Source organism: Brenneria nigrifluens DSM 30175 = ATCC 13028 (assembly GCF_005484965.1).
GTDB classification, from domain to species: domain Bacteria; phylum Pseudomonadota; class Gammaproteobacteria; order Enterobacterales; family Enterobacteriaceae; genus Brenneria; species Brenneria nigrifluens.
On the sequence record NZ_CP034036.1, the window covers coordinates 682,908 to 706,315 of the forward strand.

At 56.6% G+C, this 23,408-nt stretch carries 19 protein-coding genes and 1 other annotated feature; of the genes, 12 read left to right on the forward strand and 7 right to left on the reverse strand.

Annotated elements, in window-relative coordinates:
- Window positions 1-7 precede the first annotated feature (7 nt).
- Window positions 8-1,639, reverse strand: a complete 1,632-nt coding sequence (locus EH206_RS03125) for an ABC transporter substrate-binding protein (protein WP_009111363.1) — start codon at window positions 1,637-1,639, stop codon at window positions 8-10.
- Between the two features lie 242 nt (window positions 1,640-1,881).
- On the opposite strand from EH206_RS03125, the gene EH206_RS03130 reads away from it, so the two are divergent.
- From EH206_RS03130 to thrC, 5 genes are all read left to right on the forward strand, one after another.
- Entirely contained in the window at window positions 1,882-2,568 is a 687-nt protein-coding gene (locus EH206_RS03130; protein ID WP_009111364.1) for a tRNA/rRNA methyltransferase, read from the forward strand.
- A gap of 210 nt (window positions 2,569-2,778) precedes the next feature.
- Complete coding sequence (gene thrL, locus EH206_RS23595; protein ID WP_071778505.1) at window positions 2,779-2,847, forward strand: thr operon leader peptide; 69 nt, start codon at window positions 2,779-2,781, stop codon at window positions 2,845-2,847.
- Window positions 2,786-2,901, forward strand: a sequence feature (Thr leader region). Its footprint overlaps the gene before it by 62 nt.
- Before the next feature lie 326 nt (window positions 2,902-3,227).
- Window positions 3,228-5,687 carry a bifunctional aspartate kinase/homoserine dehydrogenase I gene (gene thrA / locus EH206_RS03140; protein ID WP_009111365.1) on the forward strand — a complete coding sequence of 820 codons (2,460 nt, stop codon included), beginning with the start codon at window positions 3,228-3,230 and terminating at the stop codon, window positions 5,685-5,687.
- Window positions 5,688-5,689: 2 nt separating this feature from the next.
- Window positions 5,690-6,619 (forward strand): homoserine kinase, encoded by a 930-nt coding sequence (gene thrB / locus EH206_RS03145; RefSeq protein WP_009111366.1) that lies wholly within the window; start codon window positions 5,690-5,692, stop codon window positions 6,617-6,619.
- A gap of 3 nt (window positions 6,620-6,622) precedes the next feature.
- Window positions 6,623-7,912, forward strand: coding sequence for a threonine synthase (thrC, locus tag EH206_RS03150; RefSeq protein ID WP_009111367.1), 1,290 nt, complete (start codon window positions 6,623-6,625; stop codon window positions 7,910-7,912).
- A gap of 135 nt (window positions 7,913-8,047) precedes the next feature.
- Here thrC and EH206_RS03155 read toward each other — a convergent pair whose 3' ends face one another.
- The 3 genes from EH206_RS03155 to EH206_RS03165 all read right to left on the reverse strand — a co-directional run bounded on the left by EH206_RS03155 (window position 8,048) and on the right by EH206_RS03165 (window position 10,659).
- Entirely contained in the window at window positions 8,048-8,647 is a 600-nt protein-coding gene (locus EH206_RS03155; RefSeq protein ID WP_009111368.1) for a cysteine dioxygenase family protein, read from the reverse strand.
- A gap of 77 nt (window positions 8,648-8,724) precedes the next feature.
- Complete coding sequence (locus EH206_RS03160) at window positions 8,725-9,630, reverse strand: LysR family transcriptional regulator (protein WP_009111369.1); 906 nt, start codon at window positions 9,628-9,630, stop codon at window positions 8,725-8,727.
- 66 nt (window positions 9,631-9,696) lie between these two features.
- Window positions 9,697-10,659: a Bug family tripartite tricarboxylate transporter substrate binding protein gene (locus EH206_RS03165; RefSeq protein ID WP_009111370.1), complete on the reverse strand. Its 963-nt coding sequence runs from the start codon at window positions 10,657-10,659 to the stop codon at window positions 9,697-9,699.
- 282 nt (window positions 10,660-10,941) lie between these two features.
- Here EH206_RS03165 and EH206_RS03170 point away from each other — a divergent pair, with 282 nt between their 5' ends.
- The 3 genes from EH206_RS03170 (at window position 10,942) to purB (ending at window position 14,399) form a co-directional block, all read left to right on the forward strand.
- Entirely contained in the window at window positions 10,942-11,403 is a 462-nt protein-coding gene (locus EH206_RS03170) for a tripartite tricarboxylate transporter TctB family protein (protein WP_009111371.1), read from the forward strand.
- Window positions 11,404-11,407: 4 nt separating this feature from the next.
- Complete coding sequence (locus EH206_RS03175; RefSeq protein WP_009111372.1) at window positions 11,408-12,907, forward strand: tripartite tricarboxylate transporter permease; 1,500 nt, start codon at window positions 11,408-11,410, stop codon at window positions 12,905-12,907.
- A gap of 139 nt (window positions 12,908-13,046) precedes the next feature.
- Window positions 13,047-14,399, forward strand: a complete 1,353-nt coding sequence (purB, locus tag EH206_RS03180; protein WP_009111373.1) for an adenylosuccinate lyase — start codon at window positions 13,047-13,049, stop codon at window positions 14,397-14,399.
- Between the two features lie 217 nt (window positions 14,400-14,616).
- On the opposite strand, the gene yaaA is transcribed toward purB, so the two are convergent.
- A complete protein-coding gene (gene yaaA, locus EH206_RS03185) occupies window positions 14,617-15,390 on the reverse strand; it encodes a peroxide stress protein YaaA (protein ID WP_009111374.1) in 774 nt (257 codons plus the stop codon).
- 252 nt (window positions 15,391-15,642) lie between these two features.
- Here yaaA and tal point away from each other — a divergent pair, with 252 nt between their 5' ends.
- Complete coding sequence (tal, locus tag EH206_RS03190; RefSeq protein WP_009111375.1) at window positions 15,643-16,596, forward strand: transaldolase; 954 nt, start codon at window positions 15,643-15,645, stop codon at window positions 16,594-16,596.
- Between the two features lie 233 nt (window positions 16,597-16,829).
- Here the strand turns inward: tal and EH206_RS03195 are convergent, their stop codons facing one another.
- Window positions 16,830-17,915: a GGDEF domain-containing protein gene (locus tag EH206_RS03195; RefSeq protein ID WP_009111376.1), complete on the reverse strand. Its 1,086-nt coding sequence runs from the start codon at window positions 17,913-17,915 to the stop codon at window positions 16,830-16,832.
- Window positions 17,916-18,304: 389 nt separating this feature from the next.
- Between EH206_RS03195 and mog the strand changes: the two genes are divergently transcribed.
- On the forward strand, window positions 18,305-18,892 hold the full coding sequence (gene mog, locus EH206_RS03200; protein WP_009111378.1) for a molybdopterin adenylyltransferase: 588 nt from the start codon (window positions 18,305-18,307) through the stop codon (window positions 18,890-18,892).
- Between the two features lie 279 nt (window positions 18,893-19,171).
- Here the strand turns inward: mog and satP are convergent, their stop codons facing one another.
- Entirely contained in the window at window positions 19,172-19,744 is a 573-nt protein-coding gene (gene satP / locus EH206_RS03210; protein ID WP_009111379.1) for an acetate uptake transporter, read from the reverse strand.
- Window positions 19,745-20,153: 409 nt separating this feature from the next.
- Between satP and dnaK the strand changes: the two genes are divergently transcribed.
- Both dnaK and dnaJ read left to right on the forward strand, forming a co-directional pair.
- Window positions 20,154-22,070: a molecular chaperone DnaK gene (gene dnaK / locus EH206_RS03215; RefSeq protein ID WP_009111380.1), complete on the forward strand. Its 1,917-nt coding sequence runs from the start codon at window positions 20,154-20,156 to the stop codon at window positions 22,068-22,070.
- Between the two features lie 113 nt (window positions 22,071-22,183).
- Window positions 22,184-23,317, forward strand: a complete 1,134-nt coding sequence (gene dnaJ, locus EH206_RS03220; RefSeq protein WP_009111381.1) for a molecular chaperone DnaJ — start codon at window positions 22,184-22,186, stop codon at window positions 23,315-23,317.
- Window positions 23,318-23,408 lie beyond the last annotated feature (91 nt).

Sequence of the window (23,408 nt, forward strand, 5' to 3'; positions counted from 1 at the left end):
TTTGGCGTCATGGGGCGATAGTCCACTGATTCACCTGGCTAAAGGCCTCATACGCGTAGGGCTGGTACTGGCTAATCCGCGGATTGACCGCATAGCCGAGGCTGGGAATATAGAGCCAGGTGAGGATAGCCAGTTCGTTCTGGCGCTGCGCCCATTGGTGCAATAGCTGATTGCGCGCGCCGTTTTCCACCGTACGATTGGCTTCATCCCCCAATTGGGTAAGTTGCTCGTCGCTGAAGCGCTCCCACCAGTAATCATTGCTGTACTGCCCCGGCCGGAACATGCCGCCCATCAGCAGCAACTGATAGGGCGTCTGCGGGTTTTGCAAAATGGCCAGCGTGGAGTTGAAGTCGCCGACGATGATATTGATATCGATACCGATCTGCTTCAGATCCTGCTGAATGATCGCCGCCGACTGTTCACGCGTGCGGTTACCGGTGGGCACGTGCAGCGTCAGGGCCAGGCGCTTGCCGTCTTTGACGCGGAAGCCGTCGCCGCCCGCGACCCAGCCCGCCTGTTCGAGCAGCGCGGCCGCTTTGTCCGCCGAGTAGGGATACTCGTTCAACTGCGGCGGGTAGGCGGGATCCTGCGGGTGGATCTTGGCGTTAAATAGCTGACCGTTGCCGAACAGCAGATGATCGATAATGCCCTGGCGGTTGATGCCGTAAATCAGCGCCTGCCGCACGCGGGTGTCGGCCAGGATCGGATCCTGATGATTGACCGAGATGTACTGGCCGCTGGTGCCGTTCTGCACAATCAGGTTGACGCCCGCGTCCTGGTAGAGTTTTAAATCCGTCGGGTTAAACGAGGAAAGCTCGACGATATCCAGCTCGCCGTTAATCAACTCCGACTGGGCGGTGTCGCGGTTGCTGACTTTGAAAATCAGCCGTTCGGTCTTGGGCGCGCCCTTGAAATAGTCGTCGTTGCGCGCCAGCTCAACGTATTGATCCGGCACGAAACGCGTCACTTTATACGGTCCGGTTCCCACCGGGCTATTCAGCAGGGCGGTGGCGCGGCTCCACTCGGCGATCGGGGTCTTTTCCCAGATATGTTTCGCCAGCACCGGGCGGTCGGCAAAATAGGAGAGCGCCGAGGCATAGGGCGTGGTAAAGGTGAAACTCACCGTACGATCGTCAATGACCTTGATGCCGCTGACGGCGTCGGCGTTGCCTTCATGGTACGCCTTGAATCCCTCGAGCTGGGTGGTGAATTCCGGCGTATCCGCCGGCCAGTGCGCATCGGCGGTGGCCTGATAGGTAAACGCCACGTCCCGGGCGGTGAAGGGCTGCCCGTCGTGCCACTTCACGCCGTCGCGGAGATGAAACGTCAGGGTTCTGCCGTCCGGCGAATATTCATAGCGTGATGCCAGCGAGGGGGTAAATTCCTGCTGCGGGCTGAGTTCCACCAGCCGGTCGAAAGCGACGAAAATGACCGCGCGATCGTAATCGGTGAAGTAAAGTTCAGGATGAAAATTCCCGCTGGGCGAAGACCACAGCGCGTAGCGAATGGTGGAGGGCGAAGCGCCGCCGGAGGTATCGGCGCTATCGCAGCCGGCCAGCAGAAATAAGGAAAACGCGATGACGGCCAGCTTTTTTATCGCACGGAATGGGCCGGTGGAAAGTACAGCGGAAGCGGGCATGTTAATTTCATCCTGAATCAAGAAATGGTAGTCTGGCACGTCGGGTTTTATCCGCGCCTTGCCTGCCGCGCGGATGTCTTCGAATCTGTTTAGGTTAATATAAAGTAAAGAAAATGATGGGGTTAGATCAATTCCATATTACGTTATGAGAAATAAACATACCCTTCGTTTGACGGTAGCGGTAAGCAAGCGGTTTTATTTTTTGGGTTTTAACGGGCGACGCAGGGTACGGGGAAGTGGTGATGCAGTTTCATATTATTTTGGTTGAACCCGCGCGGGCTGAAAATGTGGGCGCCGCCGCCAGAGCGATGAAAACCATGGGATTCGGCGGGCTGCGGATCGTCGGCGGCAATATTCATCAGGATCCGGCCGCGCGCCGCGTCGCCCACGGCTCCGGCGATATTCTGGATGCGGCGGCCACCTTTCCTACGCTGGCTCATGCGTTGACGGATATTGATTTTACCGTTGCGGCCACGGCGCGCAGCCGCGCCAGATTTCGTTATTACTGCACCCCCGCCGAACTGCTGGGGGTAATGCAGGAAAAACAGCACTGGGTGGGAACGGCGGCGCTGGTTTTCGGGCGGGAAGATTCCGGTCTGACCAATGAAGAGCTCGAACTGGCGGATATTCTAACCGGCGTGCCGATGAAGGCGGATTATCCCTCCCTGAACCTTGGTCAGGCGGTGATGGTATACTGCTATCAGCTGGCGGAGCTGATGCAGGTGAAACCCGGCGCCGCCGTCGCACCGCAGGAGGGGCAACTGTCGGCGCTACGTCAACGGTTAGAGCGGCTGTTAATCAATCTGGCGGTGGATGACGATGAAAAGCTGCGCGACTGGATCCATCAGCGGTTGGGACGGTTGGAGCGGCGGGACACGGCAATGCTGCATATGTTGCTGCATGACATCGAGAAAACGATATCGAAATAAAAAGTTTATCAATGATTCTTTTGCAGTTAAATGTATTAGCTTTTCTATTTTTGCGAATAATTATTTTTAAAGATAAACTTTTCATAGATTATTCAACGTTTGTTCCTTGCCGTCCGCCGCGATGAAAAAAAAGAAATCCGTTGACTTCAAGGGGCGATTGCCTAACTAATAGGGCAATCGTATCTAAATTTACCAAGACAAGATTTTATCATGCGCCATATCAGCCCGATCACCACGATTATTACCATCACCATTACAACCAGTAACGGTGCGGGCTGACGCATACAGAAGAATCGAAAAAAGCCCGCACCGAATAGTGCGGGCTTTTTTTTATGGCGGACTATCCTGTCCGCCACCTTGACAGGCCGTCGCGGGGCGACGTTTAAAATCGCTCCGGGCGATTTTTTATGGCGGACTATCCTGTCCGCCACCTTGACAGGCCGTCGCGGGGCGACGTTTAAAATCGCTCCGGGCGATTTTTTATGGCGGACTATCCTGTCCGCCACCTTGACAGGCCGTCGCGGAGCGACGTTTAAAATCGCTCCAGGCGATTTTTTATGGCGGACTATCTGTGCCCGCCGCACCTTAAGCCGCGGTAAGCGGCGTTCAAAAACGCTCCCGGCGTTTTTGTCGATGGAAATTCAGGAGAAAAGATAAAAATGCGAGTGTTGAAATTTGGCGGGACTTCGGTGGCGAACGCGGAGCGATTTATACGCGTGGCCGACATTATCGAGAACAATGCGCGCCAGGGACAGGTTGCCACCGTCCTGTCGGCGCCGGCGAAAATTACCAACCATCTGGTTGCGATGATTGATAAAACCGTCGCCGGACAGGATATTCTGCCTCATCTTAACGACGCCGAAACTATCTTCTCTTCCCTGCTGCAAGGTCTGGCGCAGTCTCAGCCCGGATTTGACGCTACCCGTCTGAAGGCGCTGGTGGATCACGAATTTGCGCAGTTAAAACAGGTGTTGCACGGTATCTCCCTGCTGGGGCAGTGTCCCGACAGCGTGAACGCGTCCATTATCTGCCGCGGCGAAAAGCTCTCCATCGCCGTTATGGAAGCGGTGTTTCAGGCGCGCGGCTACGGGGTTTCTGTTATCAACCCGGTGGAAAAACTGCTGGCGCAGGGGCACTACCTTGAATCCACCGTCGATATCGCCGAATCCACCCGCCGCATCGCGGAAAGCGCCATCCCGAAAGAGCACGTGATCCTGATGGCCGGTTTCACCGCCGGTAATGAAAAAGGGGAACTGGTGGTGCTGGGCCGCAACGGCTCCGACTACTCCGCCGCGGTGCTGGCCGCCTGTCTGCGCGCCGACTGTTGCGAGATCTGGACGGACGTCGACGGCGTTTATACCTGCGATCCGCGTCAGGTGCCGGACGCCAGATTGCTGAAGTCGATGTCCTATCAGGAGGCGATGGAGCTATCCTACTTCGGCGCCAAAGTCCTCCACCCCAGAACCATCGCCCCCATCGCCCAGTTCCAGATTCCCTGCCTTATCAAAAACACCGAAAATCCACAGGCTCCCGGCACGCTGATCGGCCTGGACGGCACCGACACCGAATATCCGGTCAAAGGCATCACCAACCTGAACAATATGGCGATGTTCAATATTTCCGGGCCGGGCATGAAAGGGATGATCGGCATGGCGGCCCGCGTATTCGCGGCCATGTCGCGGGCGGGCATCTCGGTGGTGCTGATTACCCAGTCCTCTTCGGAATACAGCATCAGCTTCTGCGTGCCGCAGAGCGAACTGGCGTGCGCCAGAAAGACGCTGGAAGATGAATTCTATCTGGAATTGAAAGAGGGCGTGCTGGACCCGCTGGATGTGATGCAGCGTCTGGCCATCATCTCGGTGGTGGGCGACGGCATGCGCACGCTGCGCGGCCTCTCCGCCCGTTTATTCTCCGCGCTGGCCAGCGCCAATATCAATATCGTCGCCATTGCCCAGGGCTCGTCCGAGCGTTCCATCTCCGTGGTGGTCAACAACGACGTGGCGACCACCGGCGTGCGCGTCGCGCACCAGATGCTGTTTAATACCGATCAGGTGATCGACGTGTTCGTCATCGGCGTCGGCGGGGTCGGCGGCGCGTTGCTGGAGCAGATCCATCGCCAGCAGCCGTGGCTGAAGCAGAAGCATATCGACCTGCGGGTGGTCGGCATCGCCAATTCCAAAGCGCTGTTGACCAACGTCAACGGTATTGCGATGGACGGCTGGCGCGATGAGCTGGCGAAAGCCCGCGAGCCCTTTAATCTGGGGCGGCTGATCCGTCTGGTAAAAGAGTATCATCTGCTCAATCCGGTGATCGTGGACTGTACTTCCAACCAGGCGATGGCCGATCAATACGCCGATTTTCTGGCCGACGGCTTCCACGTGGTGACGCCGAACAAGAAAGCCAATACCGGGTCGATGAACTACTACCAGCAACTGCGCAGCGCGGCGGCGAAATCGCGCCGCCGCTTCCTGTATGACACCAACGTGGGCGCCGGCCTGCCGGTTATCGAGAACTTGCAAAATCTGTTGAACGCCGGCGATGAGCTGATCCGCTTTACCGGTATCCTGTCCGGTTCGCTGTCGTTTATTTTCGGCAAGCTGGATGAGGGGCTGTCGCTGTCCGAAGCCACGCGCCAGGCGAAAGAAAAGGGCTACACCGAGCCCGATCCGCGCGACGATCTGTCCGGTATGGATGTGGCGCGCAAGTTGCTGATTCTGGCGCGCGAAGCGGGTTATAAACTGGAGCTGGACGACATCGCGGTGGAATCCGTGCTGCCGGCCGGTTTTGACGCCTCCGGCGACGTGGAGAGCTTTATGAACCGTTTGCCGTCGGTGGACGGCGAATTCGCCGACCGCGTCGCCCGGGCGCGCAATGAAGGTCAAGTGCTACGCTATGTCGGCGTGATCGAAGGGGGGAACTGTAAGGTTCAGATTAGCGCGGTGGGCGGCAACGATCCGCTGTTTAAAGTTAAAGACGGCGAAAATGCGCTGGCCTTCTACAGCCGCTACTATCAGCCGTTACCGTTGGTATTGAGGGGTTATGGCGCGGGGAATGATGTTACCGCAGCCGGCGTATTCGCCGACTTGCTGCGTACCCTGTCATGGAAGTTGGGAGCTTGATTATGGTTAAGGTGTATGCGCCAGCGTCGATTGGCAACGTCAGCGTCGGATTTGATGTGCTGGGGGCCGCCGTTTCGCCGCTGGACGGATCGCTGCTGGGGGACTGCGTCTCCGCCGTCGCGGCGGATCAATTCAGCCTGCGCTGCGAAGGGCGATTTGTCGCCAAGCTGCCGGACGATGCGCGGCAAAATATCGTCTATCAGTGCTGGGAGCGTTTCTGTCAGGAAATCGGTAAAACCATCCCGGTGGCGATGACGCTGGAAAAGAATATGCCGATCGGCTCCGGCCTGGGCTCCAGCGCCTGTTCGGTGGTGGCGGGCCTGATGGCGATGAATGAATTTTGCGGCAAGCCGCTGGACGATACCCGCCTGCTGACGCTGATGGGCGAACTGGAAGGGCGTATTTCCGGCAGCGTGCATTATGATAATGTAGCGCCCTGTTTTCTCGGCGGCATCCAACTGATGCTGGGGGAAGAGGGCATTATCAGCCAGCCGGTGCCGGCGTTTGACGACTGGCTGTGGGTGATGGCCTACCCGGGTATCAAGGTGTCGACCGCCGAAGCGCGGGCGATTCTGCCGGCGCAATATCGCCGCCAGGACTGCATCAGTCACGGCCGATATCTGGCGGGCTTTATTCACGCCTGCCATACCGGGCAGGCCTCGCTGGCGGCTAAACTGATGAAAGACGTGATAGCAGAACCTTATCGGACGAAACTGCTGCCCGGCTTTGCCGAGGCGCGCAAGGCCGCGCAGGATATCGGGGCGCTGGCCTGCGGTATTTCCGGTTCAGGTCCGACATTGTTTTCCGTATGCGATGAAATGGGCAGCGCGCAGCGTCTGGCCGACTGGCTGCGGGATAACTATTTGCAGAACGATGAAGGTTTTGTTCATATTTGCCGTCTGGATACCACAGGCGCGCGACAACTGGGATAATGCATGAAACTCTACAACCTTAAAGATCATAACGAGCAGGTCAGCTTTGCGCAGGCTATTCAACGAGGGCTGGGAAGTCGGCAGGGGCTGTTCTTTCCTTTGGAACTGCCCGAGTTCGGGCGCACTCAGATTGATGAACTGCTGGCGATGGATTTCGTTACCCGCAGCAGCCGCATTTTATCCGCCTATATCGGCGATGAAATGGCCGATGAAACGGTCTATCAGCGCGTCAAGGCGGCATTTGCTTTCCCGGCGCCCGTCGCCGCCGTAACGGAAGATATCGCTTCACTGGAGCTGTTCCACGGTCCGACGCTGGCGTTCAAGGATTTCGGCGGGCGTTTTATGGCGCAGATGCTGACGGAAGTGGCGGGCGACAATAAAATCACCATTCTTACCGCCACCTCGGGGGATACCGGCGCGGCGGTGGCGCACGCGTTTTACGGTCTGGAAAACATCCGCGTGGTGATCCTCTACCCGCAAGGGAAAATCAGCCCGTTGCAGGAAAAACTGTTCTGCACGCTGGGCGGCAATATTCACACCATCGCCGTCGACAGCGATTTTGACGCCTGTCAGGCGCTGGTCAAGCAGGCCTTTGATGATGAAGAGCTGAAAAAGGCCATCGGTCTGAATTCGGCCAACTCGATTAATATCAGCCGCCTGTTGGCGCAGATCTGTTACTACTTTGAAGCGGTGGCGCAGTTGCCGCAGGAAGCGCGCGATCAACTGGTGGTTTCGGTGCCGAGCGGCAACTTCGGCGATCTGACGGCCGGCCTGCTGGCCAAATCACTCGGCCTGCCGATTAAACGCTTTATCGCGGCCACCAACGCCAACGACACCGTGCCGCGTTTCCTGAGCAATGGCGCCTGGCAACCGAATAAGACCGTCGCCACCCTGTCCAACGCCATGGACGTGAGCCAGCCGAACAACTGGCCGCGTGTGGAAGAGCTGTTCCGCCGTAAAGACTGGCAGTTGAAAACGCTGGGCTTCGGCGCGGTAAGCGACGATACCACCAAAGAGACCTTGCATGAGCTTGAAGCGCTGGGCTATACCTCCGAGCCGCATGCGGCGATTGCCTATCGTTTGCTGCGCGATCAGCTGCAGCCCGGTGAGTTCGGGCTGTTTCTGGGAACGGCGCATCCGGCGAAATTCAAGGAAAGCGTGGAAGCCATTCTGGGCAAAACGCTGGAACTGCCTGACGCGCTGGCGAAACGCGCCGATCTGGATTTGCTGTCGCACCATTTCCCGGCTGATTTCGCGCAGCTGCGTCAGTTCCTGATAACCTTGCCGGAGTAAGCAAACTTTTCTCTTCGCGTAAAAATCGCGCTGCGGCGGGCGTGAGCGGCAGGGACGCCGCGAAAGCCAGTGCCGCGCCGGGAGCGCGTCGCTTTTTCATCGCCGCGACTCCGCCAGCCGCGATGCGCCAAAGCGCTATTGCTGCTGCCTGGACAGGTCCCAGATATTGGGCAGCAGGGTATTGGAATAGCCCGAAATAAAGGTTTTTTCCCGGCCGTCGGCGTCATACACCGCGCGCCGCACCGCGCCAATATTGGCGCCGTAGACATGGATGCTGATAGAGACCGCGTCATCCAGCGCATTGCTCACCCGGTGGATGTCGCCGATATTGGGCGACACCGCCTCCACCTCGCCCGGGCGCAGCAGCACCGGCGGCCCGTCTTCCGCCAGGCGCCCATCGCGGCGCGCAAACGACTGCGAACGCTCCGCCCCGCGCAGCAAGCCAATCAGTCCCCAGACCCGATGGTCGTGTACCGGCGTGAATTGTCCGGGGCCCCAAACGAAACTCACCACCGAAAACCGCTGGCGGGAATCCACATGCAGCAGATACTGCTGGTAGTGGTCGGGGTGAGGTTGGGCGAAAGCCTCATCCAGCCAGTCATCGTGGCGTACCAACTCCGCCAGCAGCGGTCGTCCCTGGCGTAGCAGACTCTCTTCATCGTCAGCCGACTCCACCTCCGCCGCCAGTTTGCCGATAAAGTCGCGTAGCCGATCCTGTCTTAACGTTGCGCTCATATTCTCTCCTTCACCCTGGTTTGCAAAACCCGCGCGCGCAGGCGCGGGGATTCGGCCGGCGGGCGCGCCGTGCCGGTCTAAGCGGCGTGCGGCGCCGGCAGCCCCAGTCCGGCGGCCACCGCCCCGGCGAAGCTGGCCGCCGCGTCGCGTAGTTGCTGCGGCAGGGCGGAATGCACCAGCCACAGGCGATTTTGCGGGGCGAAATCCGCCAGGGGCAAAATGCGTAGCCGATCGGCCCACAGACCGTTTTCCACCTGAAAGCGCGGCAGTAGCCCTAACCCGCCGCCGCTGGCGATAAGCGACTGCTGCAGGTTGGATCCGATCACCTCCATGGTGATGCGCAGCGGCAACCCTTGTTCCGCCAGCGCGCGTCGCAGCGCGGCGCGAAAACCGCACCCCTCCGGATTAAGCACCCAGCCGTGGGGATAGCACTCCGCCAACGTCCGCGGCGGGGGAGCTTTGTCGCGCGGCGCCACCACCGTCAGCGGCACCGGCCCGAGATCGCTGCTATGCAACCCGTCGGGAAACACGTTGCCGGCGGGAAACATCAGCACCGCGGCATCCAGTTCTCCCTGCCGCAGGCTCTCCAGCAAAGGCAGCCCCCAATGGCTGACGATCTGCGGCCGGATATCGCCGTACTCGCCGCACAGCGTCGCCAATGCCGGCATCACCCCCCGCTCCGCCAGGCTGTGCGGCAACCCCAGGCGCAGCGCGCCGCTCGGACCCTCTTTGCGCGATATCAATTGGCGCAGGGCGTCTATCTCATGCCGAATGCGCCGGCACTGCCGGTAAACGCTCAGACCGAGCGGCGTGGGTTTGAGCGGCTTGGTTTGCCTGTCCAGCAGCTGTACGCCCAGCGCCTGCTCCAGATTTTGTACGCGGCGCGTGACCGCCGGCTGGGTTAGCCCCAACTGAGTCGCGGTAGCCTGGGTGGATTTCAACTGCACCAGCGTCACAAAGGCGTCGATATCATCTATTTTCATAATAAACAGGCGCTATATTTTTCGGGCGGAAAAAATAGCCCGAGATTATATGGATAGGATATTGGCTTATTCATTGACGGAAATATTGGCTCGTTGAATGATATCTTTACTGATGGAATAGGTGGCTTTAATTAATTCGCTGGTTTGCTCCGGCGTTTTTATTTCCGGCGATACGCCGATGCCGGTTAATTCCGCCTGGGTTTTCGCATCGTTTAACGCTTCACTGAAGGCCCGGCGCAATTTATCCACCACCGGTTGCGGCGTGCCCGCGGGCGCGACGGCGATAAATGAACCGGAGAAGTTCCACTGCGGATAGCTGTCGGTAATCGGCGGAACGCCGGGCAAATCCGGCGCGCTGTCGGCACCGAAATAAGCCAGGCCGCGTAGTTTCCCGGCTTTGACAAAACCGTTGGCCAGCGGATCGGAAACCAGATCGATGTGCCCTGCCACCGCGTCGGCCAGCGAGGGGGCGCTGCCCTTATAGGGAATATGAAGAATATCGACGCCGCTCAGCATCTTGAAATACTCCATGGAAATATTGCCCGGCGTACCGTTCCCCGAAGTGCCGTAAGTTAATTTTCCGGGATTTTTCTTTGCATAATCAATGAGCTCTGCGATGGAGTTAATCGGCAGCGATGGATTGACCGCGATGACGGAACGCGAGCCGCCAATATGGGCCAGCGGCGTGAAGTCCTTGAACGGATCAAACTGCGCCGGCAGCAGCTGCGGCGCGATGGCCAGATTGCCGATGGAGGCATTCAGCAGGGTATAACCATCCGGGCGCGCATGCGCCACTTTGGCCGCTCCCAGCGTGCCGCCCGCGCCGGGGCGGTTCTCTATCACTACCGGTTGACCCAGCCGCCGTTCCAGCGCGCGCGCGACGATGCGCGCTGAATTGTCATTGGTGCCGCCCGGAGTGTAAGGGACGACATAAGTGATGGGGCGCGTCGGATAAGCTTCCTGCGCCTGTGCAGGCGTCCCCGCCGCGATCGCCATGACGGCAGCGAAGCGTATAAATGCATATTTCATTATCTATTTTTCCTCTTTATTTATCCCGGCAATGAATATGTGTAATTTATCTTTAGAAATTAAAAATGCGTACTTAGAATAAGGGCGTAATTATAAAATTACATGATATAAATAACCGGTATTATGCAAACTATCTATATATTTTTTTGCTGACTAAAGTTGATTCATCGCTAAAGCGATATCGTCGTAATAAAGCAGGCAATGATATGAACGCAAATAAACGGGAAATATATTTCGGGTTGTTTATTCGGGCGACCGGCCGCCGCCGCCCGGGAGCAGTGTATGTCACGGCGCATTAATCAACCCGATGCGCTCAGCGGTCTGCTGTATCTGCTGCTGGGCGGCGCGTTCGCGATCGTCGCCTGGCGGCATTACCCGTTGGGCAGCGCGGCGCGCATGGGGCCGGGCTTTCTGCCGTTCTGGCTGGGTACGTTGCTGATGCTGATCGGCTGCTGGGTATTGGCGCAGGGAATACGTTCCCGTTTCGCCGAACGTCTGCCCCCTACGAATCGGCGCGCCTTGGGGCTGGTCGCCGGGTCCATCGTGGCGTTTGCGCTGGCCTTGCCCTGGTGCGGCCTGCTGTTCGCCATCGTGCTGATGGTGCTGGCCGCCACCCTGGCGGCGCCGCATGCCTCGCTGTTGCGGGCGGCGGCGCTGGGTGGCTCGCTGGCCCTGTTCAGCGCGCTGGTGTTCGTCAAGGGATTGGGCCTGCCGCTGCCTCTGTGGCCGTTTTTCATAGGATAGGATCATGGAGCTACTACAACATCTGCAGTTGGGGTTCGCCACCGCTCTCAGCCTGGAAAATCTGCTGTTCGCCCTGCTGGGCTGCCTGCTGGGCACGCTGATCGGGGTGCTGCCCGGTATCGGGCCGGTAGCCACGATAGCCATGCTTCTGCCGATCACCTACGGCATGTCCCCGACGGCGGCGCTAATCATGCTCTCCAGCATCTATTACGGCGCGCAGTATGGCGGTTCGACCACCGCCATACTGGTTAATCTGCCCGGCGAATCCTCCTCTGTCATCACCACCCTGGATGGTCATCAAATGGCGCTTCAGGGCAGGGCCGGCGTGGCGCTGACCGCCGCCGGTATCGGTTCTTTCTTCGCCGGCAGCGTGGCGACGCTGCTCATTGCCCTGTTCGCCCAGCCGCTTACCGCCATCGCGCTCAATTTCGGTCCCGCCGATTATTTTTCCCTGATGGTGTTCGGTCTGGTTGGTTCGGTGGTGATCGCTTCCGGCGCGCTGAGTAAAACCTTCGGCATGATCATTCTGGGGCTGCTGCTGGGTACCGTGGGAACCGACGTGAATTCCGGCATGGCGCGCTACGCTTTCGGCCAGCTCAGCCTGCTGGACGGGCTGGATTTCGTCTGCATCGCCATGGGCATTTTCGGCATCGCGGAAATCGTACGCAACCTGGAGCAGGAGGCGGCGCGGGCCGATGGCACCGCGCCGATCCACACCCTCTGGCCAGCGCGCCAGGACTGGCGCCGCATGTGGCCCGCTATCCTGCGCGGCACCGGACTGGGCAGTCTGCTGGGGGTATTGCCGGGCGCCGGGGCCACTCTGGCCGCCTTCTCCTCTTATAGCCTGGAAAAAAAATGTACCGCGCGGCCGCAGGAGTTCGGCCGGGGGGCGATTGAAGGCGTGGCGGGACCCGAATCGGCGAATAACGCCGCCGCGCAGACCTCGTTTATCCCGCTGCTGACCCTGGGGATCCCGTCCAGCGCCACGATGGCGATGATGGTCGCGGCGATGATGATCCACAACATCCAGCCCGGGCCGCAGGTGATGAGCACCAACCCGGCGCTATTCTGGGGGCTTATTGTCTCCATGTGGCTGGGTAATCTGATCCTGGTACTGCTCAATTTGCCGCTGGTCGGCCTGTGGGCCCGGCTACTGCGCATTCCCTATACCTTGCTGTATCCGATGATCCTGGTGTTTTGCTGCATCGGCGTGTATTCGGTGAAAAACGCCGCGGCGGATCTCTGGCAGATGCTGGCCTTCGGGCTATTCGGCTATCTGCTTGGCAAACTGCGGCTGGAGCCGGCGCCGCTGTTGCTGGGCTTCGTACTGGGGCCGCTGCTGGAGGAGAATTTGCGCCGGGCGTTGCTGCTGTCGCGCGGCGATTTCAGCGTCTTCGTTACCCGCCCGCTCTCCGCGGGCCTGCTATTGGCCGCGCTGCTGCTGGTGCTGCTTATCTTTTTACCTCGACTGAATCGCTCCCGGCAGGAAGTTTTTCAGGAATAAATCCCCGATGCCATGGACGATGGCGCGACAAGGCCCGGATTGCCGCGTAGCGGGATACGCTATTAGCGCGGCGCCGGTGATAAAGCCGCGGGCCGGGTAAGACGAAACAGGAAAATTTTCCACAGGAGATAATTGTCTTATGAGTGCCTATGTTATTGATAGTGAACTGTTCGGCGACCAATTCGGTACGGCGGAAATGCGCGATATTTTCAGCGATCGCGCCACGGTACAACGCTGGCTCGACGTTGAGGCCGCTCTGGCCGACGTTCAGGCGGAGCTCGGTATTATCCCGGCCGCCGCCGCCGCCGAAATCCGCCGCCAGGCGCGCGCCGAGCTTATCGATCTGGCGGCGCTCAAAGCCGATATGGATCGTATGGCGCATCCCATTGTGCCGCTGCTTAAGGCCATGAAGCAGCTCTGCGCCGGAGACAGCGGCGAGTACATTCACTGGGGAGCAACCACGCAGGACATCATGGATACGGGAACGGTGCTGCAAATCCGCGACGCATTGACATGGGTGGAGAAAAGCTTGGCGGAGTTGATCGAGCATGCGCTGGCGCTGGCGGTTAAGTATCGTGATTTGACCATGGTGGGACGCAGCCACGGCCAGCAGGCGCTTCCCATCACCTTTGGCTTTAAAGCCGCAGGTTGGGCGCAGGAGCTGCGGCGCGGACAGCAGCGGTTGCAAGAGATCAAGCCGCGGGTGCTGGTCGGCCAGTTTGGCGGGGCGGTGGGTACGCTGGCGTCGCTTGGCGATAAAGGCATCGCGGTGCAGCAGGGGCTTTTTCGGGCGCTCGACCTGAATGACGCCTACATCAGCTGGCATGTGAGCCGGGATAGCATCGCGGAATTGGTTGTTCAGTTGGCCATGGTTTCCCAGTCGGCCGCCCGCATTGCCCATGAAATCTATAACCTGCAAAAAAGTGAAATCGCGGAATTGGAAGAGCCGTTTAATGAAGGCAAAGTGGGCAGCAGCACCATGCCGCACAAACGTAATCCCCCCGTCTGTGAAACCGTGGTGGCGCTGGCGCGCATCGTGCGCAGTACGGTGCCGTTGGCGCTGGAAGCGATGATTGCCGATCATGAACGCGACAAGATCGCCTTGCAGACCGAGCGGGAATTTATCAGCCGGGTGTTCAGTCTGACGCACGCGGCGCTGAAAAAAACCGCCGCTGTCACCGCCCGTTTGAGCGTGCGTGAAAGCAATATGGAACGAAACCTCCATCTGCAAAAGGGGCTGCTGCTGTCCGAAGCGGTGATGATGCGCCTGGGAGAAAAAATCGGCCGTCAGGAAGCCCATGACATTCTTTACCATATCTGCATGGCCGTATTTGAACGGGGAGGGTCGTTACAGGACGAGCTTCAACAGGACTCGAGGGTTACTCAATGGCTGGAGACCGGCGAGTTGGCGGAATTGCTTGCTCCCCATCGCTATACCGGCCTTGCCGGTTATTTCGTCGATCGCATCGCCGGTAACGCGCCAGGGTCTTAAGAGGCCGGCGGCGTGAAAGCCGCTCATCCCATGGCTTTCCCTCGCTGTAAAAACAAGACCGGAATGATGTATTTCGTTACCCGCGGGGCATAAAGTCGGATCAGGAAAACAGCCGGATATATTACCGTATCCATAGACGAGCTCTCCTCAAACCTGGAGAGAAAACCGCACGCGCGGCTATCTTGAGGTTTGTGAGGATGAGTCAGCGGATATTTATTTACCGCTCGCGCCGTTTGAAAATCAGCTCGTCCGCCGAAGATTGGGTCGCTTCGAAGTAATAACCTTCCAGATCAAAGTCTTTCAGCTGTTCCGGCTGCGTCAGGCGGTTCTGGATAATAAAACGGCTCATTAAGCCGCGGGCTTTTTTGGCGTAAAAGCTGATGACCTTGAACTTGCCGTTTTTCTCATCCAGAAATACCGGTTTGATAAGTCGGCCATGCAGTTTTTTGCGGTCAACCGCTTTGAAGTATTCATCCGACGCCAGATTAACCACAATGTCGTCACCTTGTTCGCCGAGCGCCTGATTCAGCTTTTCAGCGATCACATCCCCCCAAAAGCCGTAGAGTCCCTTGCCCGTTTTATTGTCGAGTCTGGTGCCCATTTCCAGCCGGTAGGGCTGCATTAAATCCAGCGGTCGCAACACGCCGTATAACCCGGAAAGTATGCGCAGGTGCCGCTGGGCGAAATCAAAGTCGTCTTCGCTGAAATCTTCCGCGGCCAGGCCGGTGTATACATCCCCTTTAAAAGCCAGCAGCGCCTGGCGCGCATTTTCGGGGGTAAAGTCGGGGTGCCAGTCATTAAAGCGGCCGGCATTCAAGTCGGCCAGTTTGTCGCTGATGCTCATCAGCGAAGCGATCTGCGCCGGCGTCAGTTGCTTACAAATGGAAATCAACCTGCTGGAATAGTCCAGTAATTCCGGCTGAGTATAGCGTTGCGTCGCTAAAGGCGTGGTGTAGTCGAGGGTTTTTGCGGGTGAAATGGTTATAAGCATGCGCCATATCCTATCGGGCCGATGTTGATGCTCTTACTATAACAAGAACCAGGCAAAATCAGGCAAGAAAGCGGCGATGGTTATAACAGGGAATAGCAATCGAGCTTTCGCCGGGCTGAACGGACGGATAGCGCAGCTGAAAAGGCCGCCTTGCGCCGGATTTCGCGCGTGTTATTATCAGATTCAAGCGAAAATACACCGCCACCAGTTCATGCTCGAATAATTCACGTATAAACCATGAGAAATGCCAATATGACGGATAAACTGACCTCCCTACGCCAACTGACAACGGTTGTGGCTGATACCGGCGATATTGCGGCGATGAAATTGTATCAACCGCAAGACGCCACCACCAATCCATCGCTGATTCTTAATGCCGCCCAGATTCCCGAATACCGCAAGCTGATTGACGACGCCGTTGGCTGGGCGCGCGAGCAGAGCGATAGCCGTGAGCAGCGGGTGATTGACGCCACGGATAAGCTGGCGGTGAACATCGGCCTTGAGATTTTAAAACTGATCCCCGGCCGTATCTCCACCGAGGTGGATGCCCGTCTTTCTTATGACACGCAAGCCAGCGTGGCGAAGGCAAAACGTCTGATTAAGCTTTATAACGATGCCGGCATCAGCAATGAGCGCATTCTGATCAAACTGGCTTCCACCTGGCAGGGCATTCGCGCCGCGGAACAGCTGGAGAAAGAAGGCATCAACTGTAACCTGACGCTGCTGTTCTCCTTTGCGCAGGCGCGCGCCTGCGCCGAAGCCGGCGTATTCCTGATTTCACCCTTTGTCGGCCGTATTCTGGATTGGTACAAAGCCAATGGCGATAAGAAAGAATTTGCCCCGAACGAAGATCCGGGGGTGATTTCGGTCACTGAAATCTACAACTACTACAAACAACACGGTTATGAAACCGTGGTGATGGGCGCCAGCTTCCGTAACCTGGGGGAAATTATCGAGTTGGCCGGGTGCGACCGTCTGACCATCGCGCCGGCTCTGTTGAAAGAACTGGCGGAAAGCGAAGGGGATGTGGTGCGTAAACTTTCTTATAGCGGCGAGGTTAAGGCGCGTCCGGCTAAACTGACCGAAGCACAGTTCTACTGGCAGCATAATCAGGATCCCATGGCGGTCGATAAACTGGCCGATGGCATTCGCAAGTTTGCGGTCGACCAGGAAAAACTGGAAAAAGTGATTGCTGAATTACTGTAAAAAAACGCGCGAAAAAAATGGCCGGATGGATATCCGGCCATTGCAAGGCGTAAACGCATGACGCCATGCCATATATACCCAATAGATTTCGAGTTGCAGGAAGGCGGCAACTGAACGAATCCCCAGGAGCTTACTCAAGTAAGTGACTGGGGTGAGCGAAGGCAGTCAACGCACCTGCAACTTGAAAGATGACGGGTATACTTTAGTTTTTTTCATGTTTTCGCCAGGCGACGTTATTTCGCCACGGCATTGCGCGTGTTTTTGGCGATATAGAGTTTTTCATCCGCACGGTTCATAACCGATATCAAATCTTCTTTTTCAATATGGTATTCCACCAGTCCGATACTGACCGTCAGGTTCATCTCATTGCCGAATATTACGCTCTTGGCATTACTGACCTTTAATCTGGCTCGTTCCGCCACCGTGTAGGCGTCTTCCAGTTCGATGTTGGGTAAAACAATAGCAAATTCATCACCGCCGATACGTCCGAAAATATCTTCTCGGCGGAATGATTTTTTAAAAACTTCGGCGACAAATTTTAGTGCCTCATCCCCGGCGCTATGGCCGAAAGTATCATTCACGTTCTTAAAGTGATCAATATCGATAAGGATGACGCAAACCGGACGTTTGGCGAAATTGGCGATGCTCAGCACTTTATTGGCGGCCATAAAAAAGGCCTCCCGCCGCAGGTATCCGGTCAGGTCGTCATATCTTGCGGTTATCGGTAGTTCTATCAGATACTTTTTGGCGAGTATGGAGAGCAGACTTCCCAGTATCGCGCAAAACAGCACGATGCTCAGTATAATAAACGCCGAGGTGGTCGATAAAAAGGTATCCAGTATCGAAGGGATAGGCTCCCGTGACGTAGTGCGGATGCGCACGCCCAGCAGTTCGTCTTTTGCCGACAGAATCGGGAAAATGAACGTTAAGGTATCCCGCCCCGCGTACTTACCTATGGAGGGGAGTTTATTCTGACAGACGCGGATAACGGCCATATCATTAAATTGCAGCTCTGAGGCTGACAAGCGGTTGATACATTCACTGCTCACATCGCGGGTATTGAAGGCGAAGGTTCTTATGCGCGCGACAAGGTAGCGTCCGGTTTTTTCCGTGGTATCGATGTTTGTAACGTCGCCGGAATTATAGGAATCATAGGTTTTGATGATCGATTCAAGGTTACGCTTCTCCACCCGCCAGGTTCTTTTATCTGACTCATGCATAACAACGACGGCGATTAAAAATGAAATAAAACCGAACAGAATAAATGCGGATATCGGATGGGAAAAAAACTCTAATATCTTATATTTAGTGCTATTCATGCATACTTCCTTGGTGTGACTTTTTACTTATTATCTTGGCATATAAGCTATGCCCCGATTTTATCATATTATCCTCGCTCGGGTGAACGTTAATGATAGGCAGAGGCGTTGTTTTCCTTTTTTTTAAAAGTTTTTATTTAAGGAAAAGCTGACGGGAGTTCGGCGGTTGAGGAAACTCGCACTGTTCTATTATCTCTTTGGATTCAATGCTGCGGGTTACTGCTTAAAATAAATTTTTATCATTTTTGAGAGGAGACTTAATAACGATTATTATATACAGGCTGGGCGGCATCCCGGTGTGGCGAGGCTTGGCGGTGATGTGGCGATTTAGCCGCTCGAAGCAGACAATATCCTGATAAAATTGGGTTTTCATTTTCCAGGAGTCCTTTATGAACGTATTGCATGTGGGATTGGTATCCGTTTCCGATCGGGCCTCCGGCGGTGTTTATCAGGATAAAGGCATTCCGGCGCTGGAAACATGGTTGACGGCCGCATTAACTACACCCTTTGAAATCGAAACCCGCCTGGTGCCGGACGAGCAACCGTTGATTGAACAAACGCTATGTGAACTGGTTGATGAGCGTGGCTGTCATCTGGTGCTCACCACGGGCGGCACCGGGCCGGCGCGTCGCGATGTGACGCCCGACGCGACGCTGGCGATCGCCGATCGCGCAATGCCTGGATTTGGCGAACAGATGCGCCAAATCAGCCTGCAATTTGTGCCGACGGCGATTCTGTCCAGACAGGTGGGGGTGATTCGTAAACATGCGCTGATTCTTAATCTGCCGGGGCAGCCCAAATCCATCAAAGAGACGCTGGAAGGGCTAAAAGATAGTGACGGCAACGTCGTCGTGGCCGGGATTTTTGCCAGTATTCCCTATTGTATCCAACTGCTGGAAGGGCCTTACATTGAAACCGATCCGCGCGTCGTAGCAGCTTTTCGTCCTAAAAATGCCATCCGCGAAATAAAAAACTGAAGTTGAGATTGCTGACAAAGTCGCCTGTAAGTCGGCGATACCCGGGCCTACCATACCGAGGGGCCATGATGGGACACATCCCTGTGTCCCACCCTTGCGGGCCAGCATAAATGCTGTTCAAATTTGCTCCCGGCAAATTTGTCGGCGGCGTAAGCCGCTACGGCCCCTCGCCACGCTCTCCCTAATAACGAGCTTTGTCAATGGCCTGAACTGAAGTTTGGCGATTTCAAACATAAGATGGTCACTCCCCGCGGCGCAGGGAGTGACGCAATTCCATACTTAGTGCGCGCCGCGTGCGCCGATGGGCAGGACTTTACGTCCGAACTGTTCGTTCAGCACTTCCGCCATCGCCAGATAAATCGCGCTGGCGCCGCAGATAATGCCTTCGAAACCGGCAAAGGTCAGCAGCGCATGGTTGCCGGTAAAATTACCGACGGCCAGTAACGCGAAAAGCAGGGTCAGGCTGGCAAATACAAACTGCAACGCCAGGTTGGCGCGTAAGGTTCCGAAGAACATAAACAGGGTGAATACTCCCCACAGGCCGAGGAATACGCCCAGGAACTGAGGATCGCTGGCTTCGGCCAGGCCCATTTTCGGTAATATAAGAATAGCGACCAACGTTAGCCAGAAAGCACCGTAAGAGGTGAATGCGGTAACGCCGAAGGTATTGCCTTTTTTATATTCCAGTAATCCGGCCAGAATCTGGGCGATACCGCCGTAGAAAATGCCCATGCTGAGGATAATGGAAGAAAGCGGGAAAAAGCCTGCGTTGTGCAGGTTTAATAAAATAGTGGTCATCCCGAAGCCCATCAGTCCTAACGGACCGGGATTCGCCAACGTGTTTGCGCTCATAAAACCTCTGCAATAACCGATTATCAAAATAGATGTTGTTTAAGGTGTTATTGCCCGTGATAGCGACGGAAGCGTCCCCCGTTTTACCAGCGAGCGCGGCATCATATCCGGCGCGTTGAGCGGACACAACATGTCGAATGCGGAATAGTTTGATTGAACAGGGCATAAAGGTCATTTTTTTTCATATCCCCCCTTGATGATGGAATTGTTGACCCCATCTTATTTTCAACCAAAACGGTTTGACCAAATCAAAAAAGGGTTTATGTCGGCTCGTTACGCTGGCGCGGCGTCTTGGAAACAGCAGGCCGCGCCGGTGGAAAATGTTGTTGTGCAGTTGAAAAATGACATTGCGTCCGCATAGTAGGTTGAACTACCACACCGAATATGACTTTTTAGTGGAGATGTTTAGATGGGTAAGATTATTGGTATCGACCTTGGTACGACCAACTCTTGTGTAGCGATTATGGACGGTACGCAGGTTAAAGTACTGGAAAACAGCGAAGGCGATCGCACCACGCCTTCAATCATTGCTTATACCCAAGACGGTGAGACTCTGGTTGGCCAACCGGCTAAACGTCAGGCGGTGACTAACCCGAAAAATACCTTGTTCGCGATTAAGCGTCTGATCGGCCGTCGTTTCAAAGATGAAGAAGTTCAGCGCGATACCAACATCATGCCGTATAAAATCATCGCGGCGGATAACGGCGATGCCTGGCTGGAAGTGAAAGATCAGAAGCTGGCTCCGCCGCAGATTTCAGCTGAAGTGCTGAAAAAAATGAAGAAAACGGCGGAAGACTACCTGGGCGAACCGGTAACCGAAGCGGTTATCACCGTTCCGGCCTACTTTAACGATGCTCAGCGCCAGGCGACCAAAGACGCCGGCCGTATCGCCGGCCTGGAAGTGAAACGTATTATTAACGAACCGACCGCCGCCGCGCTGGCGTACGGCCTGGATAAAGAAGTGGGCAACCGCACCATTGCCGTCTATGACCTGGGCGGCGGTACTTTCGATATCTCTATTATCGAAATCGATGAGGTCGACGGCGAAAAAACCTTTGAAGTTCTGGCGACCAACGGTGACACCCACCTGGGCGGCGAAGACTTCGACAGCCGCTTGATCAACTATTTGGTTGACGAATTCAAGAAAGAGCAGGGCTTCGACCTGCGTAACGATCCGCTGGCGATGCAGCGTCTGAAAGAAGCGGCGGAAAAAGCCAAGATTGAGCTCTCTTCCGCGCAGCAGACCGACGTCAACCTGCCGTACATCACCGCGGATGCGACCGGCCCGAAACACCTGAACATCAAAGTGACGCGCGCCAAACTGGAGTCTTTGGTTGAAGATTTGGTCAACCGTTCTCTGGAGCCGCTGAAAGTCGCGCTGAAAGACGCCGGCCTGTCCGTGTCTCAGGTTCAGGACGTTATTCTGGTCGGCGGTCAGACCCGTATGCCGCTGGTACAAAAGAAAGTGGCTGATTTCTTCGGCAAAGAACCGCGTAAAGACGTCAACCCGGATGAAGCGGTGGCTATAGGCGCCGCGGTTCAGGGCGGCGTGTTGTCCGGCGACGTGAAAGACGTTCTGCTGCTGGACGTTACCCCGCTGTCGCTGGGTATCGAAACCATGGGCGGCGTGATGACGGCGCTGATTGCCAAGAACACCACTATCCCGACGAAACACAGCCAGGTGTTCTCTACGGCGGAAGATAACCAGTCCGCGGTGACGATTCATGTCCTGCAGGGTGAACGTAAACGCGCCCAGGATAACAAGTCCCTGGGGCAGTTTAACCTGGACGGCATTCAGCCTGCGCCGCGCGGTTTGCCGCAGATTGAAGTTACGTTCGACATCGATGCCGACGGTATCCTGCACGTTTCCGCGAAAGATAAAAACAGCGGCCGCGAGCAGAAAATCACCATCAAGGCCTCTTCCGGTCTGAATGAGGACGAAATCCAGAAAATGGTGCGCGATGCCGAAGCGAACGCGGAATCCGACCGTAAGTTTGAGGAACTGGTGCAGACCCGCAACCAGGGCGATCACCTGTTGCACAGCACGCGCAAGCAGCTGGAAGAAGTCGGCGATAATCTGGCCGCCGATGATAAAACCGCCATTGACGACGCGCTGAAAGCGCTGGAAAGCGCGCTGAAAGGCGAAGACAAGGCCGATATCGAAGCGAAGATCCAGGCGCTGGTTCAGGTTTCCGGCAAACTGCTGGAAGCCTCTCAGCAGCAGGCACAGGCCGGCGCGGGCGCTGAAGGCGCGGCGGATGACGCCGCTCATAAAGACGACGACGTGGTCGATGCCGAGTTTGAAGAAGTAAAAGATAAAAAGTAATTGCCCTGAGCGGGCACGGTAGCGGTCAGTAGTAGATACTGTTGCTGGCAACCAGCACGGGCGTCGAGGAAACTCTGCGCCCGTGCACGTATGTTGAGGGCAGGAAAAAAAGAATGGCGAAGCAAGACTATTACGAGATTTTAGGCGTTGCTAAAGATGCGGACGAGCGTGAAATCAAGAAGGCTTATAAACGTCTGGCGATGAAGTATCACCCGGATCGTAATTCCGGTGAGAAAGAAGCCGAGGCGCGATTTAAAGAGATCAAGGAAGCCTACGAGATCCTCACCGACTCACAGAAACGGGCTGCTTACGATCAGTACGGTCATGCCGCGTTTGAACAAGGCGGCATGGGCGGCGGCGGGGGCTTTAGCGGCGGCGGCGCCGATTTCGGTGATATCTTTGGCGACGTTTTCGGCGATATTTTTGGCGGCGGTCGCCGTCAGCGCGCGAGCCGCGGCGCCGATTTACGCTACAACATGGAGCTGTCGCTGGAAGAGGCCGTCCGCGGCGTCACCAAAGAGATCCGTATTCCCACGCTGGAAGAGTGTGATGTTTGCCATGGCAGCGGGGCGAAACCGGGCAGTTCGCCCGTCACCTGTCCCACCTGTCACGGCAACGGCCAGGTGCAAATGCGCCAGGGCTTCTTTACCGTGCAGCAGGCCTGTCCGCACTGCCACGGCCGCGGTAAGATAATTAAAGATCCCTGCGTTAAATGCCACGGTCACGGCCGGGTGGAAAAGAGCAAAACGCTGTCGGTGAAAATCCCGGCCGGGGTGGATACCGGCGATCGCATCCGTTTGTCCGGCGAAGGGGAAGCGGGGGAGCACGGCGCGCCGGCGGGTGATTTGTATGTGCAGGTTCAGGTGAAAGCGCATCCGATTTTCCAGCGCGAGGAAAACAACCTGTACTGTGAGGTGCCGATCAACTTCGCCATGGCGGCGCTGGGCGGAGAAATTGAAGTGCCGACGCTGGATGGCCGGGTGAAGCTGAAAGTCCCCGCCGAAACGCAAACCGGCAAACTGTTCCGCATGCGCGGCAAGGGCGTGAAGTCGGTACGGGGCGGCGCCCAGGGCGATCTGCTGTGCCGGGTGGTGGTGGAAACCCCGGTCAGCCTGAACGAGCGGCAAAGAGAGCTATTGCAGGAGCTGGCGGAAAGTTTCGGCGGTCCGTCGGGCGACAGAAACAGCCCGCGTTCCAAAAGTTTCTTCGACGGCGTGAAGAAGTTTTTTGACGATCTGACGCGCTGACGCGTTTTTATTGCCAGTGGGATAAGACGGAAAAACCGGTCGCGAATCAGCGACCGGTTTTTTTGCTCTGACGGCAGGCGTAAAAAAACCG